The 15,548-nt window shown below is 66.6% G+C and carries 17 protein-coding genes; 12 read left to right on the top strand and 5 right to left on the bottom strand.

The window, feature by feature from the left end:
- Window positions 1-41 precede the first annotated feature (41 nt).
- The 6 genes from AC1DK9_RS09905 (at window position 42) to AC1DK9_RS09880 (ending at window position 4,735) form a co-directional block, all read left to right on the top strand.
- Complete coding sequence (locus tag AC1DK9_RS09905; RefSeq protein WP_476861857.1) at window positions 42-398, top strand: VOC family protein; 357 nt, start codon at window positions 42-44, stop codon at window positions 396-398.
- Window positions 399-461: 63 nt separating this feature from the next.
- Window positions 462-1,034: a hypothetical protein gene (locus tag AC1DK9_RS09900; protein WP_476915807.1), complete on the top strand. Its 573-nt coding sequence runs from the start codon at window positions 462-464 to the stop codon at window positions 1,032-1,034.
- A gap of 10 nt (window positions 1,035-1,044) precedes the next feature.
- Window positions 1,045-1,878, top strand: a complete 834-nt coding sequence (locus AC1DK9_RS09895; protein WP_476915806.1) for an exodeoxyribonuclease III — start codon at window positions 1,045-1,047, stop codon at window positions 1,876-1,878.
- Window positions 1,879-1,898: 20 nt separating this feature from the next.
- Window positions 1,899-2,942: a tryptophan--tRNA ligase gene (gene trpS, locus AC1DK9_RS09890; protein ID WP_476915805.1), complete on the top strand. Its 1,044-nt coding sequence runs from the start codon at window positions 1,899-1,901 to the stop codon at window positions 2,940-2,942.
- Between the two features lie 4 nt (window positions 2,943-2,946).
- Entirely contained in the window at window positions 2,947-3,627 is a 681-nt protein-coding gene (locus AC1DK9_RS09885; protein ID WP_476915804.1) for a 2'-5' RNA ligase family protein, read from the top strand.
- A complete protein-coding gene (locus AC1DK9_RS09880; protein ID WP_476915835.1) occupies window positions 3,572-4,735 on the top strand; it encodes a YihY/virulence factor BrkB family protein in 1,164 nt (387 codons plus the stop codon). The genes AC1DK9_RS09885 and AC1DK9_RS09880 overlap by 56 nt, the downstream gene beginning before the upstream one ends.
- Here the strand turns inward: AC1DK9_RS09880 and AC1DK9_RS09875 are convergent.
- The 5 genes from AC1DK9_RS09875 to sdhC all read right to left on the bottom strand — a co-directional run bounded on the left by AC1DK9_RS09875 (window position 4,692) and on the right by sdhC (window position 9,128).
- Window positions 4,692-5,462, bottom strand: a complete 771-nt coding sequence (locus AC1DK9_RS09875) for an alpha/beta hydrolase family protein (protein WP_476915803.1) — start codon at window positions 5,460-5,462, stop codon at window positions 4,692-4,694. The genes AC1DK9_RS09880 and AC1DK9_RS09875 overlap by 44 nt on opposite strands.
- A 94-nt stretch (window positions 5,463-5,556) precedes the next feature.
- Window positions 5,557-6,339, bottom strand: coding sequence for a succinate dehydrogenase iron-sulfur subunit (locus tag AC1DK9_RS09870; protein ID WP_175323589.1), 783 nt, complete (start codon window positions 6,337-6,339; stop codon window positions 5,557-5,559).
- 1 nt (window position 6,340) lies between these two features.
- The gene (gene sdhA / locus AC1DK9_RS09865) at window positions 6,341-8,140 is read right to left on the bottom strand and encodes a succinate dehydrogenase flavoprotein subunit (RefSeq protein ID WP_476915802.1); all 1,800 of its coding nucleotides are present in this window, start codon (window positions 8,138-8,140) and stop codon (window positions 6,341-6,343) included.
- Window positions 8,141-8,261: 121 nt separating this feature from the next.
- Window positions 8,262-8,744, bottom strand: coding sequence for a succinate dehydrogenase hydrophobic membrane anchor subunit (locus tag AC1DK9_RS09860; RefSeq protein WP_476861850.1), 483 nt, complete (start codon window positions 8,742-8,744; stop codon window positions 8,262-8,264).
- A 3-nt stretch (window positions 8,745-8,747) separates the two neighbouring features.
- Window positions 8,748-9,128: a succinate dehydrogenase, cytochrome b556 subunit gene (sdhC, locus tag AC1DK9_RS09855; protein ID WP_082575171.1), complete on the bottom strand. Its 381-nt coding sequence runs from the start codon at window positions 9,126-9,128 to the stop codon at window positions 8,748-8,750.
- Between the two features lie 269 nt (window positions 9,129-9,397).
- Between sdhC and AC1DK9_RS09850 the strand changes: the two genes are divergently transcribed.
- From AC1DK9_RS09850 to AC1DK9_RS09825, 6 genes are all read left to right on the top strand, one after another.
- Entirely contained in the window at window positions 9,398-10,555 is a 1,158-nt protein-coding gene (locus tag AC1DK9_RS09850) for a mannose-1-phosphate guanylyltransferase (protein WP_476861849.1), read from the top strand.
- 81 nt (window positions 10,556-10,636) lie between these two features.
- Window positions 10,637-11,842 carry an amidohydrolase gene (locus tag AC1DK9_RS09845; RefSeq protein WP_476915801.1) on the top strand — a complete coding sequence of 402 codons (1,206 nt, stop codon included), beginning with the start codon at window positions 10,637-10,639 and terminating at the stop codon, window positions 11,840-11,842.
- 264 nt (window positions 11,843-12,106) lie between these two features.
- A complete protein-coding gene (locus AC1DK9_RS09840) occupies window positions 12,107-12,499 on the top strand; it encodes a MarR family winged helix-turn-helix transcriptional regulator (RefSeq protein WP_476861911.1) in 393 nt (130 codons plus the stop codon).
- Window positions 12,500-12,551: 52 nt separating this feature from the next.
- Window positions 12,552-12,983: an organic hydroperoxide resistance protein gene (locus tag AC1DK9_RS09835; protein ID WP_476915800.1), complete on the top strand. Its 432-nt coding sequence runs from the start codon at window positions 12,552-12,554 to the stop codon at window positions 12,981-12,983.
- Window positions 12,980-14,011 (top strand): NADP-dependent oxidoreductase, encoded by a 1,032-nt coding sequence (locus AC1DK9_RS09830; protein ID WP_476861846.1) that lies wholly within the window; start codon window positions 12,980-12,982, stop codon window positions 14,009-14,011. The genes AC1DK9_RS09835 and AC1DK9_RS09830 overlap by 4 nt, the downstream gene beginning before the upstream one ends.
- 301 nt (window positions 14,012-14,312) lie before the next feature.
- The gene (locus AC1DK9_RS09825) at window positions 14,313-15,422 is read left to right on the top strand and encodes a BMP family lipoprotein (protein ID WP_476861845.1); all 1,110 of its coding nucleotides are present in this window, start codon (window positions 14,313-14,315) and stop codon (window positions 15,420-15,422) included.
- Window positions 15,423-15,548: the final 126 nt, after the last annotated feature.

Below are 15,548 nucleotides of genomic sequence, written 5' to 3'. Positions count from 1 at the left end.
CCTGAAGTAACCCCCCCGGACCTAACTCCCCAAGGAGCCCCATGATCGGCAAATGGCATGCCCTCGTCATCGACTGTGAGGACCCGGACCTGCTGGCGGGTTTCTACCAGGAGCTGCTGGGTATGGTCCGGGTGGAGGAGGACCCGGACTGGATCACCATCGGCGACGCCGCGGACCGCCCCGCCGTCGCCTTCCAGCGCGTCGACCGTCTGGTCCGGCCGCTATGGCCGGATGCCGAGCACCCGCAGCAGATGCATATCGACGTCATGGTTCCGGACCTGGACGCCGCCGAAGCCGAGGTGCTGAAGCTTGGTGCCGCCAACCTGAACGCCGGCGGGAAGTCCTTCCGCGTCTACACCGACCCCAGCGGCCACCCTTTCTGTCTGGTGCTGTCCTAGCGCCGCCGTTCGCCCGGGGTGGAAGCGCCGCCCCGGGTCCGGACGGTTTGCGATAATGGGCTCATGCGCTCTCTGGACAACCCTTCTGCCAAGCCGTCCGCGTTCAACGCGGCCACCGGAAAATTCTCGATGTTCCGCATCGGCGGACTCGGGATGACGGTCTTCATCATCGCCTTCCTGGTGGCCGTCATCTTCGCGGCAAACCAGAACGACGTCGTGGGCTGGGTTGTCGCGGTCATCGCCGCCTTCTGGCTCGCACTGGCGTCCTTCGTGGTGTTCAGCATCCAGCGGGCCGCCAAGAAGGCCGGGGCCAAGCTGAATGAGGCGCAGAACGCGTTCAACTCGGCGGTGGGCCGGGCGCCGTCGTCCGGCAGCGCCGACCATGGCGGCACCCGGCTTGTCGGCGACCGCCGCGAAGACGACGAGATCCGCGATATGAAGCTTGACCACTCCTTCAAGATCGTCCAGGTGCAGGTCCGGGTAGTGGAGCAGGAGCGGGCCAAGGGGGACGCATCGGACCAGGACACCATCCGCCGGGCGCTGGAAACCATCGAGATCACTGCCACCAATGCGCGGGACATGCTCAAGTCCGCGGGCGGCACCGACGAACCGGTCCACGGAACCATCATCGACTAGAGTGGAACGGGTGAGCTCGGCATTGAAGAAGGACCACCTTCGCATCGCATCGGTAAACGTCAACGGCCTCCGCGCCGCCTACAAAAAGGGCATGGCGGAATGGCTGGCGCCGCGGGAGGTCGATATCCTCTGCCTGCAGGAAGTGCGCGCCCCTGATGCGATCGTCCGCGAGCTCCTCGGCGAAGGCTGGCACATCCTGCACGCCGAAGCCGAAGCCAAGGGCCGCGCCGGCGTCGCTATCGCCTCCCGCACCGAGCCCGTCGCCACCCGTTCCGGCATCGGCGACGACTACTTTGCGACGGCCGGCCGCTGGGTCGAGGCCGACTACATCGTCCGCGACGCCGCGGGCCAGGCCTCGCAGCTGACCGTCGCAAGCGCCTACGTGCACTCCGGCGAGGCCGGGACCCCGAAGCAGGACGACAAGTTCCGCTTCCTGGATGTGATGTCCACGCGGCTGCCCGAGCTGGCCAAGCACAGCGACCATGCCCTCGTGGTGGGCGACCTTAACGTCGGCCACACCGAGCTGGACATCAAGAACTGGAAGGGCAACGTCAAACGTGCCGGCTTCCTGCCCGAGGAGCGTGCCTACTTTGACCGCTTCTTCGGCGAGGAAATTGGCTGGAAGGATGTTCACAGGGGCCTGGCGGGTACCGTCGACGGCCCCTACACTTGGTGGTCGCAGCGGGGACAGGCCTTCGACAACGACACCGGCTGGCGCATTGATTACCACATGGCCACGCCCGCTCTCGCCGCTGCGGCGGTGTCAGCAGTTGTTGACCGGGCGCCGTCCTGGGACACACGTTTCTCCGACCATGCCCCGCTGGTAGTGGACTACCGGCTCTAAGTTCGAAGGCTTTTATCAACATGACTAGCTCAACCGCTGCTGCACCCAAGAAACGCATCCTCTCCGGTGCCAAGCCGACCGCGGATTCCCTGCATCTGGGCAACTACATCGGTGCCGTGCGCAACTGGGTGGACATGCAGTCCGAATACGACGCCGTATTCTTCATCCCGGACCTGCACGCCATCACCGTCGACTTCGAACCCTCCGAACTGGCCAAGCGGACCCGGGTTGTGGCCGCCCAGTACATTGCGGCCGGGATCGATCCGGACAAGTCCATCTTCTTCGTGCAGTCGCACGTTCCCGAACATGCCCAGTTGGCCTGGGCATTGAACTGCATCACGGGCTTCGGCGAGGCCTCCCGCATGACGCAATTCAAGGACAAGACGCAGAAGTTCGGAGCAGAAGCCGCGACCCTGGGCCTCTTCGCCTACCCGATTCTGATGGCCGCCGACATCCTGCTGTACCAGACGGACCTGGTCCCGGTGGGCGAGGACCAGCGCCAGCACCTGGAGCTGACCCGAAACCTGGCCCAGCGCTTCAACACCCGCTTCGGCGAGACCTTCACGGTCCCAGAGGCCACCATCCTCAAGGCCAGCGCCAAGATCTACGACCTTCAGAACCCGGCGGCCAAGATGTCCAAGACCGGCGAGTCGCCGAACGGGTCGATCCAGCTGCTGGAGGACCCCAAGATCGCCGCCAAGCGCATCAAGTCCGCCGTGACGGATGCCGGGACGGAGATCCGGTTCGATCCGGAGGAAAAGCCGGGCGTGTCCAACCTGCTGACCATCTACTCGACGCTGACTGGCAAAACGGTGGCGGAGCTGGAGACCGAATACCAGGGCAAGATGTACGGGCACCTGAAGACGGACCTGGCCGAGGTGATGGTCGACTTCATCACTCCGCTGCGGAACCGCACCAACGAGCTGATGGCCGATCCCGCGGAGCTGGACAGGCTGCTGGCCCAGGGCGCCGAGCGTGCCCGCGAGATCGCCTCGGTCACGCTGGCCCGGGTATACGAGCGAATGGGGTTCCTGCCGTCGCTCAGCTTGGCCGGAGTCCACTAGCGCAATGTCGTCCTCCGCCAGCAAAGTCACCGCCAACGACACCGGGCGCGCCGTCCACCACGCCGCGCGCAAGGGATCAGGCGCCGCGCGCCACCAGAGCGCGGCGGCCGGCAACGGCCAGACCCCGGACGAGGGCATCAGCATCGGCGTGATCCTGGGTTTCCCGCCGGAAATCGCCGAGGAGCTGCAGCGCTGGCGGGCCTCCTTCGGTGACCCCATGGCCGCGTCCATCCCGGCGCACATCACGCTGGTCACCACCACCATGACGCAGGACTGGGAAGCCACGCGCGACCACGTCCGCGAGGTGGCGCGGCGGCAGGAACCCTTCACCGTGACGATCGCGGGCACCGGTTCCTTCCGGCCGGTGTCGCCGGTGGTCTTCCTGAACGTCGAGGCCGGCTTCGGCGAGTGCGTCAACCTGCACCGGCAGCTCCAGACCGGGCCGCTGGAGCGTGAACTGCCGTTCGCCTACCATCCGCACGTCACCGTGGCCCACGACGTGGCTCCGGAAAGCCTCGATGAGGCCGAAACGGTGCTGAAGGATTACAGGGCCAGCTTCCCGGTGGCTAGCATGGGACTTTACGAGCACGACGACAACGGCATCTGGCAGCTACGGGAAGAGCTTGACTTTGGCACCGAACCTGACGACCACCGAGGCGCGGCCGGCGCAGCAGGCACCCGCTGAACCTCCGCTTCCCACCGACCTGGCCCAGCTGAGGCTGGAAGTCATCCGGAAACGGGTGGACTGGGGCAAGGCACGGCGTTCGTCCGGCGGTCCCTTGGCGGCACCACTTGCCATGGTCCAGTGGCTGCTAGCCCGGCTCAATGCGCTTCGGCCGATGCGATCCTTCCGGCACTACAACCTGCAGCACGGGCCGCTGATGAGCGCCGGCATCGGCTTCAATATGTTCTTTTCGATTACCGGCCTGCTGGCTACCGGCTTTTCCGTGGCGGGTCTGCTGCTGCGCGGCCAGCCGGCCCTGTTGGACAGGGTGATCAGCAGTGTCGCCACCAGTGCCCCGGGACTGCTCAAAGTCGACGGCCGGGAGGGGCTGGTGGATCCGCAGGAGCTGCTGAACCCCAACGGCCTGGGCTGGACGGCGGTGATCGCTGCCGTCGTCACCGTGGTGACCTCGCTGGGCTGGATCGCCGGCCTGCGTGAGGGACTGCGCGGCGTGCTGCGGCTCGGCCCGCTGAAGATCAACCCGGTCCTGCTGAAACTGCACGACGTCGGCACCCTGCTGCTGCTGGGCGTGGCCCTGGTGATCAGTGCCGGCGCCTCGCTGGTGTTTGGTACCGCCGCGGGCTGGGTGGCCGATCAGCTCAACCTCGACCCACTGGTGGCGGGTCCGCTCACCACGTCCATCAAGATCGCGGTGCCGCTGGTGCTGGGCTGGGTCACCGCGCTGATCATGTTCCGGCTTGCCGGCGGCCTCAGGCTCCAGCGCCGGGCATTGCTGGAAGGCACCGTCCTGGCTGCGGTGGGCACCAGCATCCTGCAGATCTTCAGCGCCGAACTCCTGGCCAGCGCCGGCCGGAACCCGATCCTCGCGCCCTTTGCCATCATCATCGGCCTGCTCATCTGGTTCAACCTGGTCAGCCAGGTCTACCTCGTCTCGGCCTCCTGGTCTGCGATCCGGGAAGAGGACCTCACCGCCGCGCCCTCAGCCAAGACTGCCGGCTGGGGAGCCCGCCAGGTCCAGCCGGGGAAGACTCCGGCTGAGCCGCGGGAGCGGCGCCGCCCGGCGGCTAGTTTCCGGCGTCGAGGTACTGATCGGCCCACGCCGAAATAATCTTTGCCGCCCGCGCGGCCTGGCCCTTGCCGGTGAGCAGGTGGTCCGAGCCCTCCAGCGAGACAAAGCTGCGCGGGTGCCGCGCGGTCTGGAAGATGCTGCTGGCGTTGTCAATGCCCACCGTGTTGTCGGTGGGGGAGTGCAGCACCATCAGCGGCTTGTGCAGCCGCCGGATGCAGTCGGTCAGGTCCGCGTTTTCGAGGTCCTCAACGAAGTGCCGGCGGATCTCCACGCGCTTGCCGCCCAGGTCCACCTCGGCGCTGCCCTCGCTCAGGATCCGGTCCAGCGCCGCGTCGAAGACGTGCGCGACGTGCTTGGGCGAGAACGGCGCGCCCACGGTGGCGACGGCGTCGAGTTCCGGGATGCTCCCCGCTGCCGCCAGCACCGCGGCCCCGCCGAAGGAGTGCCCCACGAGCAGCGACACGGCCCGGCCGGAGTCCCGCATGAATTCGGCCGCCTTGACCGTGTCCGCGACCTTGTGGCTGAAGGAGCCCTCGGACCAGAGGCCGGCGGACTCGCCCAGGCCGAGGTTGTCGAAGCGGAGCATGCCCACCCCGTTGTCCGCCAATGCCTTGCACATCCGGGACGCGGACGGGCTGTCCTTGCCCAGCGTGAAGCCGTGCGAGAACACGCCCCAGCCCTTCACCGGCCCCTCCGGGAGGTCGATGATGCCGGACAGCAGTTCGCCGGTGGATCCTTCGAAGGAGACTTTCTCGGAGCGGGACACGGTGTCTTCTTTCAGTTGGTGACAGAGACGACGGCGGCGCCCCCACCGGAGGGTGGGAGGCGCCGTCGTCGTTGGAGCTGTTAGCAGCAGTGCGTTAGATCTTGCGGGCCAGGATGGCCTGCTTCACCTCGGCAATTGCCTGCGTGACCTGGATGCCTCGCGGGCAAGCCTCGGTGCAGTTGAAGGTGGTGCGGCAGCGCCACACGCCTTCCTTGTCGTTGAGGATCTCCAAGCGCATGTCGCCGGCGTCATCTCGGGAATCGAAGATGAAGCGGTGCGCGTTCACGATCGCCGCCGGGCCGAAGTACTGGCCGTCGGTCCAGAACACCGGGCAGGACGAGGTGCACGCGGCGCAGAGGATGCACTTGGTGGTGTCGTCGAACCGTTCGCGGTCCTCGGCGGACTGCAGGCGTTCCTTGGTGGGCTCGTGGCCCCGGTTGATCAGGAAGGGCATGACTTCGCGGAAGGACTGGAAGAACGGCTCCATGTCCACGATCAGGTCCTTTTCCACCGGCAGGCCCTTGATCGGCTCGACCGTGATGGGCTTGGTGGTGTCCAGGTCCTTGAGCAGGGTCTTGCAGGCGAGGCGGTTGCGGCCGTTGATGCGCATGGCATCGGAGCCGCAGACGCCGTGGGCGCAGGACCGGCGGAAGGAGACGCTGCCGTCAATTTCCCACTTGACCTTGTGCAGGGCGTCCAGGACACGGTCCGTGCCGTACATCGTGACGTGGAAGTCGTCCCAGGTGGACTCGTCGGAGACCTCGGGGTTGTAGCGGCGGACGCGCAGGTGCACGTCGAAGGAGGGGATGTCCCCGCCGCCGCCGACGCCGGCGGGCAGTTCGATCTTGGAGGCTGGCTCAGCGAGTTCAGCGGTCATCTTAGTACTTCCTCACCATCGGCTCGTAGCGCGTAAAGACCACCGGTTTGGTGGCAAGCCGGATGCCCGCGATCGCCTCGGCGGAACCGTCCGCCGGTGCGTGGTCATCCTTGTACGCCATGGAGTGCTTCATGAATTTTTCGTCGTCGCGGTCGGGGAAGTCCTCGCGGAAGTGTCCGCCGCGGGATTCCTCGCGGTGCAGGGCCGCCACGGTCATGACCTTGGCGAGTTCGAGCAGGAAGCCCAGTTCCACGGCCTCGAGCAGGTCCAGGTTGAAGCGCTTGCCCTTGTCCTGGACGCTGATGCGCTGGTACCGCTCCTCGAAGGACGCGATGTCCTTCAGGACCTGGTTCAGCGTCTCGGCGGTGCGGAACACCTGCATGTTGGCGTCCATGGTGTCCTGCAGTTCCTTGCGGATCTGGGCCACCTTCTCGGTGCCGTCGGCGGTGCGGACGTGCTCCAGCAGGTTCAGCGTGTACGCCTCGGGATCGGCGGGCAGCTCGACGAAGTCAGCGGTCTTGGCGTATTCGGCGGCGGCGATGCCGGCGCGCTTGCCAAAGACGTTGATGTCCAGCAGCGAGTTGGTGCCCAGGCGGTTGGAGCCGTGCACCGAAACGCAGGCGACCTCGCCGGCGGCGTAGAGGCCCGGGACCACCGTGTCGTTGTCCTGCAGGACCTCGGCGCTGATGTTGGTCGGGATGCCGCCCATGGCGTAGTGCGCCGTCGGGAAGACCGGAACCGGCTCCGTGTACGGCTCGACGCCGAGGTAGGTGCGGGCGAACTCGGTGATGTCCGGGAGCTTGGCGTCGATGTGGGCCGGCTCCAGGTGGGTCAGGTCCAGCAGGACGTAGTCCTTGTTCGGGCCGCAGCCGCGGCCTTCACGGACTTCGTTGGCCATGGAGCGGGCCACGATGTCGCGCGGGGCGAGGTCCTTGATGGTGGGGGCGTAGCGCTCCATGAAGCGCTCACCCTCGGAGTTGCGCAGGATCGCGCCTTCGCCGCGGGCGGCTTCGGAGAGCAGGATGCCCAGGCCGGCCAGGCCGGTCGGGTGGAACTGGAAGAACTCCATGTCCTCCAGCGGGATGCCGCGGCGGAACGCGATGCCCATGCCGTCACCGGTGAGGGTGTGGGCGTTGGAGGTGGTCTTGAAGACCTTGCCGGCGCCGCCGGAGGCGAACACCACGGACTTGGCCTGGAAGACGTGCAGTTCGCCGGAGGCGAGGTCGTAGGAGACGACGCCGGCAACGCGCTTCTGCTTGTACGGGGTGCCGTCCTCGCGGACCGCGTCTTCCTCGACGGTGAGCAGGTCGAGCACGTAGTACTCGTTGTAGAACTCGACGTTGTGCTTGACGCAGTTTTGGTACAGCGTCTGCAGGATCATGTGGCCGGTGCGGTCCGCGGCGTAGCAGGCACGGCGGACCGGAGCCTTGCCGTGGTCGCGGGTGTGGCCGCCGAAGCGGCGCTGGTCGATCCGGCCTTCGGGCGTGCGGTTGAACGGCAGGCCCATCTTCTCAAGGTCCAGGACCGCGTCGATTGCTTCCTTCGCCATGACCTCGGCAGCGTCCTGGTCCACCAGGTAGTCGCCGCCCTTGATGGTGTCGAAGGTGTGCCACTCCCAGTTGTCTTCCTCGACGTTGGCGAGGGCTGCACACATGCCGCCCTGGGCCGCGCCGGTGTGGGAGCGCGTGGGGTAAAGCTTGGTCAGTACTGCTGTTCGCGCACGCTGACCGGACTCGATCGCGGCGCGCATGCCAGCGCCACCGGCACCGACAATGACGACGTCGTACTTATGGACCTGCATACCAGATGCTCTTTCTCTCAAAATTCGCTGTAAAACACCGCCGGCGGAGCCTGCGCAGTGAAATCTTGTGATCCGCTATCCCCGCGGGCAGGCGGGGATGAACGCCCGAAGGCGGGGTCGGCTACGGGGCGGGGCAGAACCCGCCGGGCAGTTGCACGCCGTCTACCACGGGGCACGGGTTGAAGGTGAAGATCACCAGCGTGCCGAGGATGACGATGGCTGCGGCCGCGGCGTAGAGCACAATCTTCAGCCAGAGACGTGTCGCGTCCTTTTCGGCGTAGTCGTTGATGATGGTGCGCACGCCGTTGGTGCCGTGCAGCATCGCGAGCCAGAGCATGGCCAGGTCCCAGACCTGCCAGAACGGGTCGGCCCACTTGCCGGCGACGAAGCCGAAGTCGATCGCGTGGATGCCTTCGCCCACCATCAGGTTCACGAACAGGTGGCCGAAGATGAGGACCACCAGGACGACGCCGGAGAGCCGCATGAACAGCCATGCCAGCATCTCGAAGTTGCCCTTGGACGAACCGCTGCGGCGGTACTGCGGAGCGATCCTGCCGCTGCCCACCTGGGGGCTGCGGGGGCTCTTGATCTCAGTTGCACTCATGGCTTAGTGACCTCCGAGGGCGAGGGACAGGTGGCGGATGGAGAAGCCGACCATGACGACGACCCAGAGGGCCAGGACCGTCCACAGCATCTGGCGCTGGTACTTCGCGCCCTTCTTCCAGAAGTCGACGGCGATGATCCGCAGGCCGTTGAAGGCGTGGAATACGATCGCAGCGACGAGGCCCGTTTCACCCAGGGCCATAAGGGGGTTCTTGTAGGCACCGATCACGGCGGTGTAGGCCTCGGGGGACACACGCACCAATGAGGTGTCCAGCACGTGGACCAACAAGAAGAAAAAGATCACTACACCGGTAACGCGGTGTCCAACCCAGGACCACATGCCTTCACGGCCGCGGTACAAGGTGCCAGCTGGTTTTGTCGGCACTGAATAAACCTCCCTGCAACACAGCGGCGCTGGCATGGGATCCACGCGGGGGGAACGCCTGCTGCGAGAGCACTCGTAAGCTCAAGCCTAAATCTAGGCTTCGCTCTCAGCTTATTCAATTCAGCGGATCGATGGTGACGGCGCCCGGCGCGGTTTTCGACGGGTTTTGAGACGAACGCCACATTCGCGCGCCCCGTCCCCGGCTCCGCTGCCGTGTGCCGCGTGCCAACTCCGGGGTGTTCCGGCGGCGTTCCGCTAAAGTAGCCGTGATGACTACAGACAATATGGACAGCCACGATTCACCCCAGGGCGCTGCGGCGGACTCCCCGCTCAGCCGTTTCATCGCGGTGATTCCGGCAGGCGGTGTGGGGACCCGGCTCTGGCCGCTGTCCCGGGCCGCCGCCCCCAAGTTCCTGCACGACCTCACCGGGTCAGGCAGCACCTTGCTGCGCGCCACCTACGACCGGCTGGAGCCCCTCGCCGGCAGCCGCGTGCTGGTTGTCACCGGAACGGCCCACCGCGACGCCGTGTGCCGCCAGTTGCCCGAGGTGGGCGAGGCGGACCTGGTCCTCGAAAGCGAACCCAAGGATTCGGGGGCGGCGATCGGCCTCGCCGCGGCCATCCTCTTTGAACGCGATCCGGACACCATCATGGGCTCCTTCGCTGCGGACCAGGTCATCAGCCCGGATGCGCTGTTCCAGGACGCCGTCCGCGAGGCCATCCACACCGCCGCCGCCGGCAAGATCGTCACCATCGGCATCAAGCCGACGCACCCTTCCACCGGCTTCGGTTACATCCGCGCCGGCGACCGGCTCAGTGTGCCCGGCGCCCCGAGCGCCCACACGGTCGTCGAATTCGTCGAAAAGCCCAGCGAGGAAGTCGCCCAGCAGTACCTGGACAGCGGCGAATACGTATGGAACGCCGGCATGTTCGTGGCCCCGGTCTCGCTCATGCTCAAGCACCTGGAAGCCAACCAGCCGGAGCTCTTCGCGGGCCTGCAGGAGATCGCCAAGGCCTGGGACACCCCGCTGCGCGACGAGGTCACCGCCCGTGTCTGGCCCACGCTGCCCAAGATAGCCATCGACTACGCCGTGGCCGAGCCGGCCGCGGCCGCCGGGGACGTCGCCGTCGTGCCCGGCACCTTCCGCTGGGACGACGTCGGAGACTTCGCCTCCGTGGGCCGGCTCAACAGCGCCAAGGAAGTCGACGACGTCACCGTGATCGGCGAGGGCGCCCGCGTCTTCACCGAAAACGCCAGCGGCGTGGTGGTCTCCGACACCAAGCGGGTGATCGCCTTGATCGGCATCGAGGACGTGGTGATCGTGGATACCCCGGACGCGCTGCTGGTGATGACGAAGGCGCACTCGCAGCGGGTCAAGGCCGCCGTGGACGCGCTCAAGGCCAGCGGCGACACGGACGTGCTCTAGGCCCGTCCGCGTTCCGGGCGGCCCTGCGTAACCCGCCGACTGCGATGCCGCTATTCATCTGACTCTCGCTAGAGTGATTGTGTGCGCAATTACACTACTGAAGCTGAGCCAACCACCCTGGTCGGGCCGTGGCTGGAGCCACTCCTGCCGGAGCTGATCGCCTTCCGCCGTGACCTGCACGCGCACCCCGAGCTGTCCTTCAAGGAGTTCCGCACCACGGACAAGCTGGCCCAGCGGCTCGAGGCCGCCGGACTGCAGCCGCGCCGCCTCGAGGGCACCGGGCTCACCGTTGATGTGGGCGAAGGTCCCATCGCCACCGCGCTCCGCGGCGACATCGATGCCCTGCCCATCATCGAAGAGACCGGACTGCCGTTCGCGTCCAAGAACCATGGCGTGACGCACGCCTGCGGCCACGACGTGCACACCACCACGATGCTGGGCATCGCGCTGGTCCTGCAGCGGATGCATGAGTCCTCGCCGCTGGGCGGCACCGTCCGGATCATCTTCCAGCCGGCCGAGGAGACCATGCCCGGCGGCGCGCACGCCTGCATCGAGCAGGGCGTGCTGGAGGGGGTGCCGCGGATCCTGGCGCTGCACTGCGACCCCCGGATCGAGGTCGGCAAGATCGGCACCCGGATCGGCGCCATCACCTCGGCCTCGGACACCATCAAGATCGAACTGACCGGCCGCGGCGGACACACCTCCCGCCCGCACCTGACCGAGGAACTCGTCTTCGCCCTGGCCCAGATCGCCGTCAACGTCCCGGCCGTGCTCTCCCGCCGGGTCGACGTGCGCAGCGGCGTGTCCGTGGTCTGGGGACATATCTCGGCCGGCTCGGCGCCGAACGCCATCCCCGCCAGCGGCTACATGGCCGGCACGATGCGCTGCCTGGACCGCGACGCCTGGCACAGCGCGGGGGAGATCCTCGACGAGGTGGTGCAGCAGATCGCGGCGCCCTACGGCGTGGACGTGCACCTGGAGCACACCCGCGGCGTCCCGCCGGTGGTGAACTCGGAGCACGAAACTGCACTGATCGAGGCCTCGGCCCGCGCCGAAATCGGCGAGAGCTCCGTGGTGCTGACGCCGCAATCCATGGGCGGCGAGGACTTCGCCTGGTTCCTGGCCGACCTGCCCGGAGCGATGATGCGGCTGGGTACGAAGACACCCGGCGGCGAGGAGTACGACCTGCACCGCGGCGACTACATCCTGGACGAACGCGCGCTGGGCCTGGGCATCCGCGTCCTCACGGCAGCGGCTCTGCGCACCCTCCGCGACCTCGAGCAGTAGCAGCGGCGCCTCCCCCCACCGCCGAATCTCCCCACCTTTGCCGCCCCGGCGCCGCGACGCGCCGTCGGATCCCACGGACACGCCGCACGACGACGTCGAACGTGGGGAAAGTCCGCGCGGTCACCGCGGTCGTCGCATTAGGTTGTACACAATTGAATTGTGGGCTACGCTTTTGGAGTGGCAAAAACCGATCCCCTCAACGACGCCCGGCCCGATGCGCCCAGGCTTGAGGCCCCCCGCCTCGACCGGCAGGTGTGCTTCGCCATGTATTCGGCGTCCCGTGCCGCCACGGCCGCCTACCGCCCCATGCTGGACGAACTCGGGCTGACCTACCCGCAGTACCTCGTGATGATGGTGCTCTGGGAGGACCAGCCCCGCAGCGTCCGCGAACTGGGCGAGGAACTCGGACTGGACTCGGGCACGCTCTCGCCGCTGCTGAAGCGGCTGGAATCGCTAGGATTCGTGGAACGACGGCGGTCCGCCGAGGACGAACGGCGCGTCGAGGTCTTCCTCACCGAAGCGGGCGCCGCACTCAGCGCCCGCGCCGCCGGAATTCCGCAGCGGCTCGCGGACGCCGCCGGACTTTCCGCCGCGGAACTCGACCAGCTCCGCGAGACACTGGCCCGGCTCACCGCTGCGTTGCACGCTGGGCGCTGAGCGCCGCGCCCGCCCCACGAACTTCCCCGACCCCCAACAGATTGGAAACCCCATGAAGACCCTCTACACGGCCGAGGCACTGGCCTCCGGCGAAGGGCGCGACGGCAACGCCCAGACCAGTGACGGCAAACTCAACGTCACCCTGGCCAGCCCGGTTGAACTGGGTGGCAACGGGGAAGGAACCAACCCGGAGCAGCTCTTTGCCGCCGGCTACGCCGCCTGCTTCCACTCGGCGCTGCGGCTCGTCGGCCGCCAGCAGAAGGCGGACCTCACGGATTCCGCCGTCGCCGCCCGGATCCACCTGGGCGCACTGGACGGCGGCAACGGCTATGGCATCGCCGCGGAACTCGAAATCGCCCTGCCCGCCGTGGACCGCGAAACCGCCGAGTCGCTCGTGGCCAAGGCCCACGAGGTCTGCCCCTACTCCAATGCCACCCGAGGCAACATCACCGTAGACATCAAGATCCTGGAGGTCGCCGCATGAGCACCCACACCGAGAACACCACCCTGCCCGCAGCCACCCGCGAAATCCGGCTCGCCTCCCGGCCGCACGGCCGGCCCGTGCCGGAGAACTTCCAGCTCGCCGAGTCGCCGCTGCCCGAGCTGCAGGAGGGCCAGGTCCTGGTCCGCAACCAGTTCATCTCCGTAGACCCCTACATGCGCGGCCGGATGAACGACGTCAAGTCCTACTCCGCACCTTTCGAGCTGGACCGTGCCATGGAGGGCGGGGCCGTCGGTGAAGTCATTGCGAGCCGCTCGGCGGACCGCAAGGTGGGCGACGCCGTCGTGCACTCCCTGGGCTGGCGCGAATACGCCGTCCTCGACGCCGCCGCGACCTCGCCCATCCGCACCGACCTGGCGCCGGCGTCGGCCTTCCTCGGCGCACTCGGCATGACCGGCCTCACCGCCTGGGCCGGGCTGCTCAAGGTTGCCGAGTTCAAGCCCGGCGAGGTCGTCTTCGTCTCCGGCGCGGCCGGTGCCGTGGGTTCGCTGGTGGGCCAGATTGCCAAGGCCATGGGCGCCTCGCGGGTTATCGGCAGCGCCGGCACCCCGGAGAAGGTCGCACGCCTGCTGGACCTGGGCTTCGACGCCGCATTCAACTACCACGACGGCCCGGTTCGTGAGCTGCTGCAGCAGGCGGCGGGGGAGCGCGGCATCGACGTCTACTTCGACAACGTCGGCGGCGAACACCTCGAAGCTGCCCTGTCGGCGCTCACGGTAGGCGGCCGGGTGGCGATGTGCGGCGCCATTTCCCAGTACAACTCAACCGAACCCACCCCCGCACCGAGGAACCTCATGCAGGCCATCGGCAAGCAACTGACGCTCAAGGGCTTCCTGGTCGGCGGCTACTGGCAGCACATGGGCGAATTTGTCGAGGCCGTGTCCGGCTGGCTGGCAGATGGCACCATCCGCTACGACGAGACCGTGGTTGACGGCCTGGAGAACGCCCCGCAGGCCTTCATGGACCTGCTGGACGGCGCCAACACCGGAAAGATGCTCGTCCGCATCTAACCTGCCCTCGAATACATAGCGCGAAGCTGCCCGTAAGGCCCCGATTTCTCTGATTTCGGGGCCTTACGTGCGCGCTCAGGCAGGCAGGGAGCAGCGGTTGGTAACAAGTTCTCAACAATCTGGGAAACGGCTGTGAAGTGTGTTACTCGACGTGTTCCATGACACTAAAGTAGCTTCCATCAGTGCGCCTCGGCGCAGTGCTGCGAATCCGTCAGTGACAACAGTGTTTCGGGGGAAAACCGGAAGCAGACACTCATTGAACTCCCGTCGTAGCGCCTATCTCTTTCTTCCTGGAGGAACTTTGAAGAACTCACTGCGCGCAACTTTCAAGCGCGGTTCAATGGCCGGCGTCGCCACCGCAGGTGCAGCCGCCCTGATGCTCACCGGTTGCGGGGCTGCCCCGACCGCCAGCAGCACCGCCAGCGCAAGCGCCAGCAACTACACGGGCTGCATCGTGTCCGACTCCGGTGGATTCGATGACCAGTCCTTCAACCAGTCCTCCTACGAGGGTCTGAAGAAGACCGAAAAGGACCTCGGCATCAAGGTCAACCAGGTCGAGTCCAAGACCAACAACGACTTCGAGCCGAACCTGCGCGCCATGGTCACCGCAGGCTGCAACCTGACCATCACGGTCGGCTTCCTGCTCGGAGACGCCACCAAGGCCCAGGCCACGGCGAACCCGGACAAGCACTTCGCGATCATTGACTTCGGCTACGACAAGCCGATCGCCAACGTCAAGCCGATCATCTACGACACGGCCCAGGCAGCCTTCCTGGCCGGTTACCTCGCAGCCGGCACCACCAAGACCGGCACCGTTGCAACCTTCGGCGGCATCAAGATCCCCACCGTCACCATCTTCATGGACGGCTACGCCGACGGCGTGAAGTACTACAACGAAAAGAAGGGCAAGAACGTCAAGGTTCTTGGCTGGGACAAGGCCAAGCAGGACGGCTCCTTCACCGGTGACTTCGAGAAGCAGGACAAGGGCAAGCAGTTCACCCAGAACTTCCTGGACCAGGGTGCGGACATCGTCATGCCCGTCGCCGGTCCGGTCGGCAAGGGTGCAGGCGCAGCCCTGAAGGAAGCGAAGGCGGCCGGCAAGGACGTCAAGCTCATCTGGGTTGACTCCGACGGCTTCCTGACCGCCCCGGATTACAAGGACATCATGCTCTCCTCCGTGATGAAGCAGATGGGCGAGGCCGTTGAGACCGTCGTGAAGGAAGACAAGGACGGCAAGTTCTCCAACACGCCGTACGTCGGCACCCTCGCGAACGACGGCGTGCAGCTGGCTCCGTTCCACGACATGGAGTCCCAGGTTCCGGCCGAGCTCAAGACCGAGCTTGACCAGATCAAGAAGGACATCGCCGACGGCAAGCTGAAGGTCGAATCCGCAGCGAGCCCGAAGGCTTAACTTCCGCCGCCAAGCGCCACGGCCCGGACGGTCCCAGACCGGACGGGCTGTGGCGCTTTTCGTTGCGGCGGCCCCGCCTGCCACGCTGGCGCAGGCACTAGGCTGGTTCTGCAGCCCCATCACCGG

This window comes from Arthrobacter sp. 01T414 (genome assembly GCF_056398965.1).
Note: the sequence above shows the minus strand (reverse complement) of the source record. Positions and strands in the feature narration are given on the sequence as shown.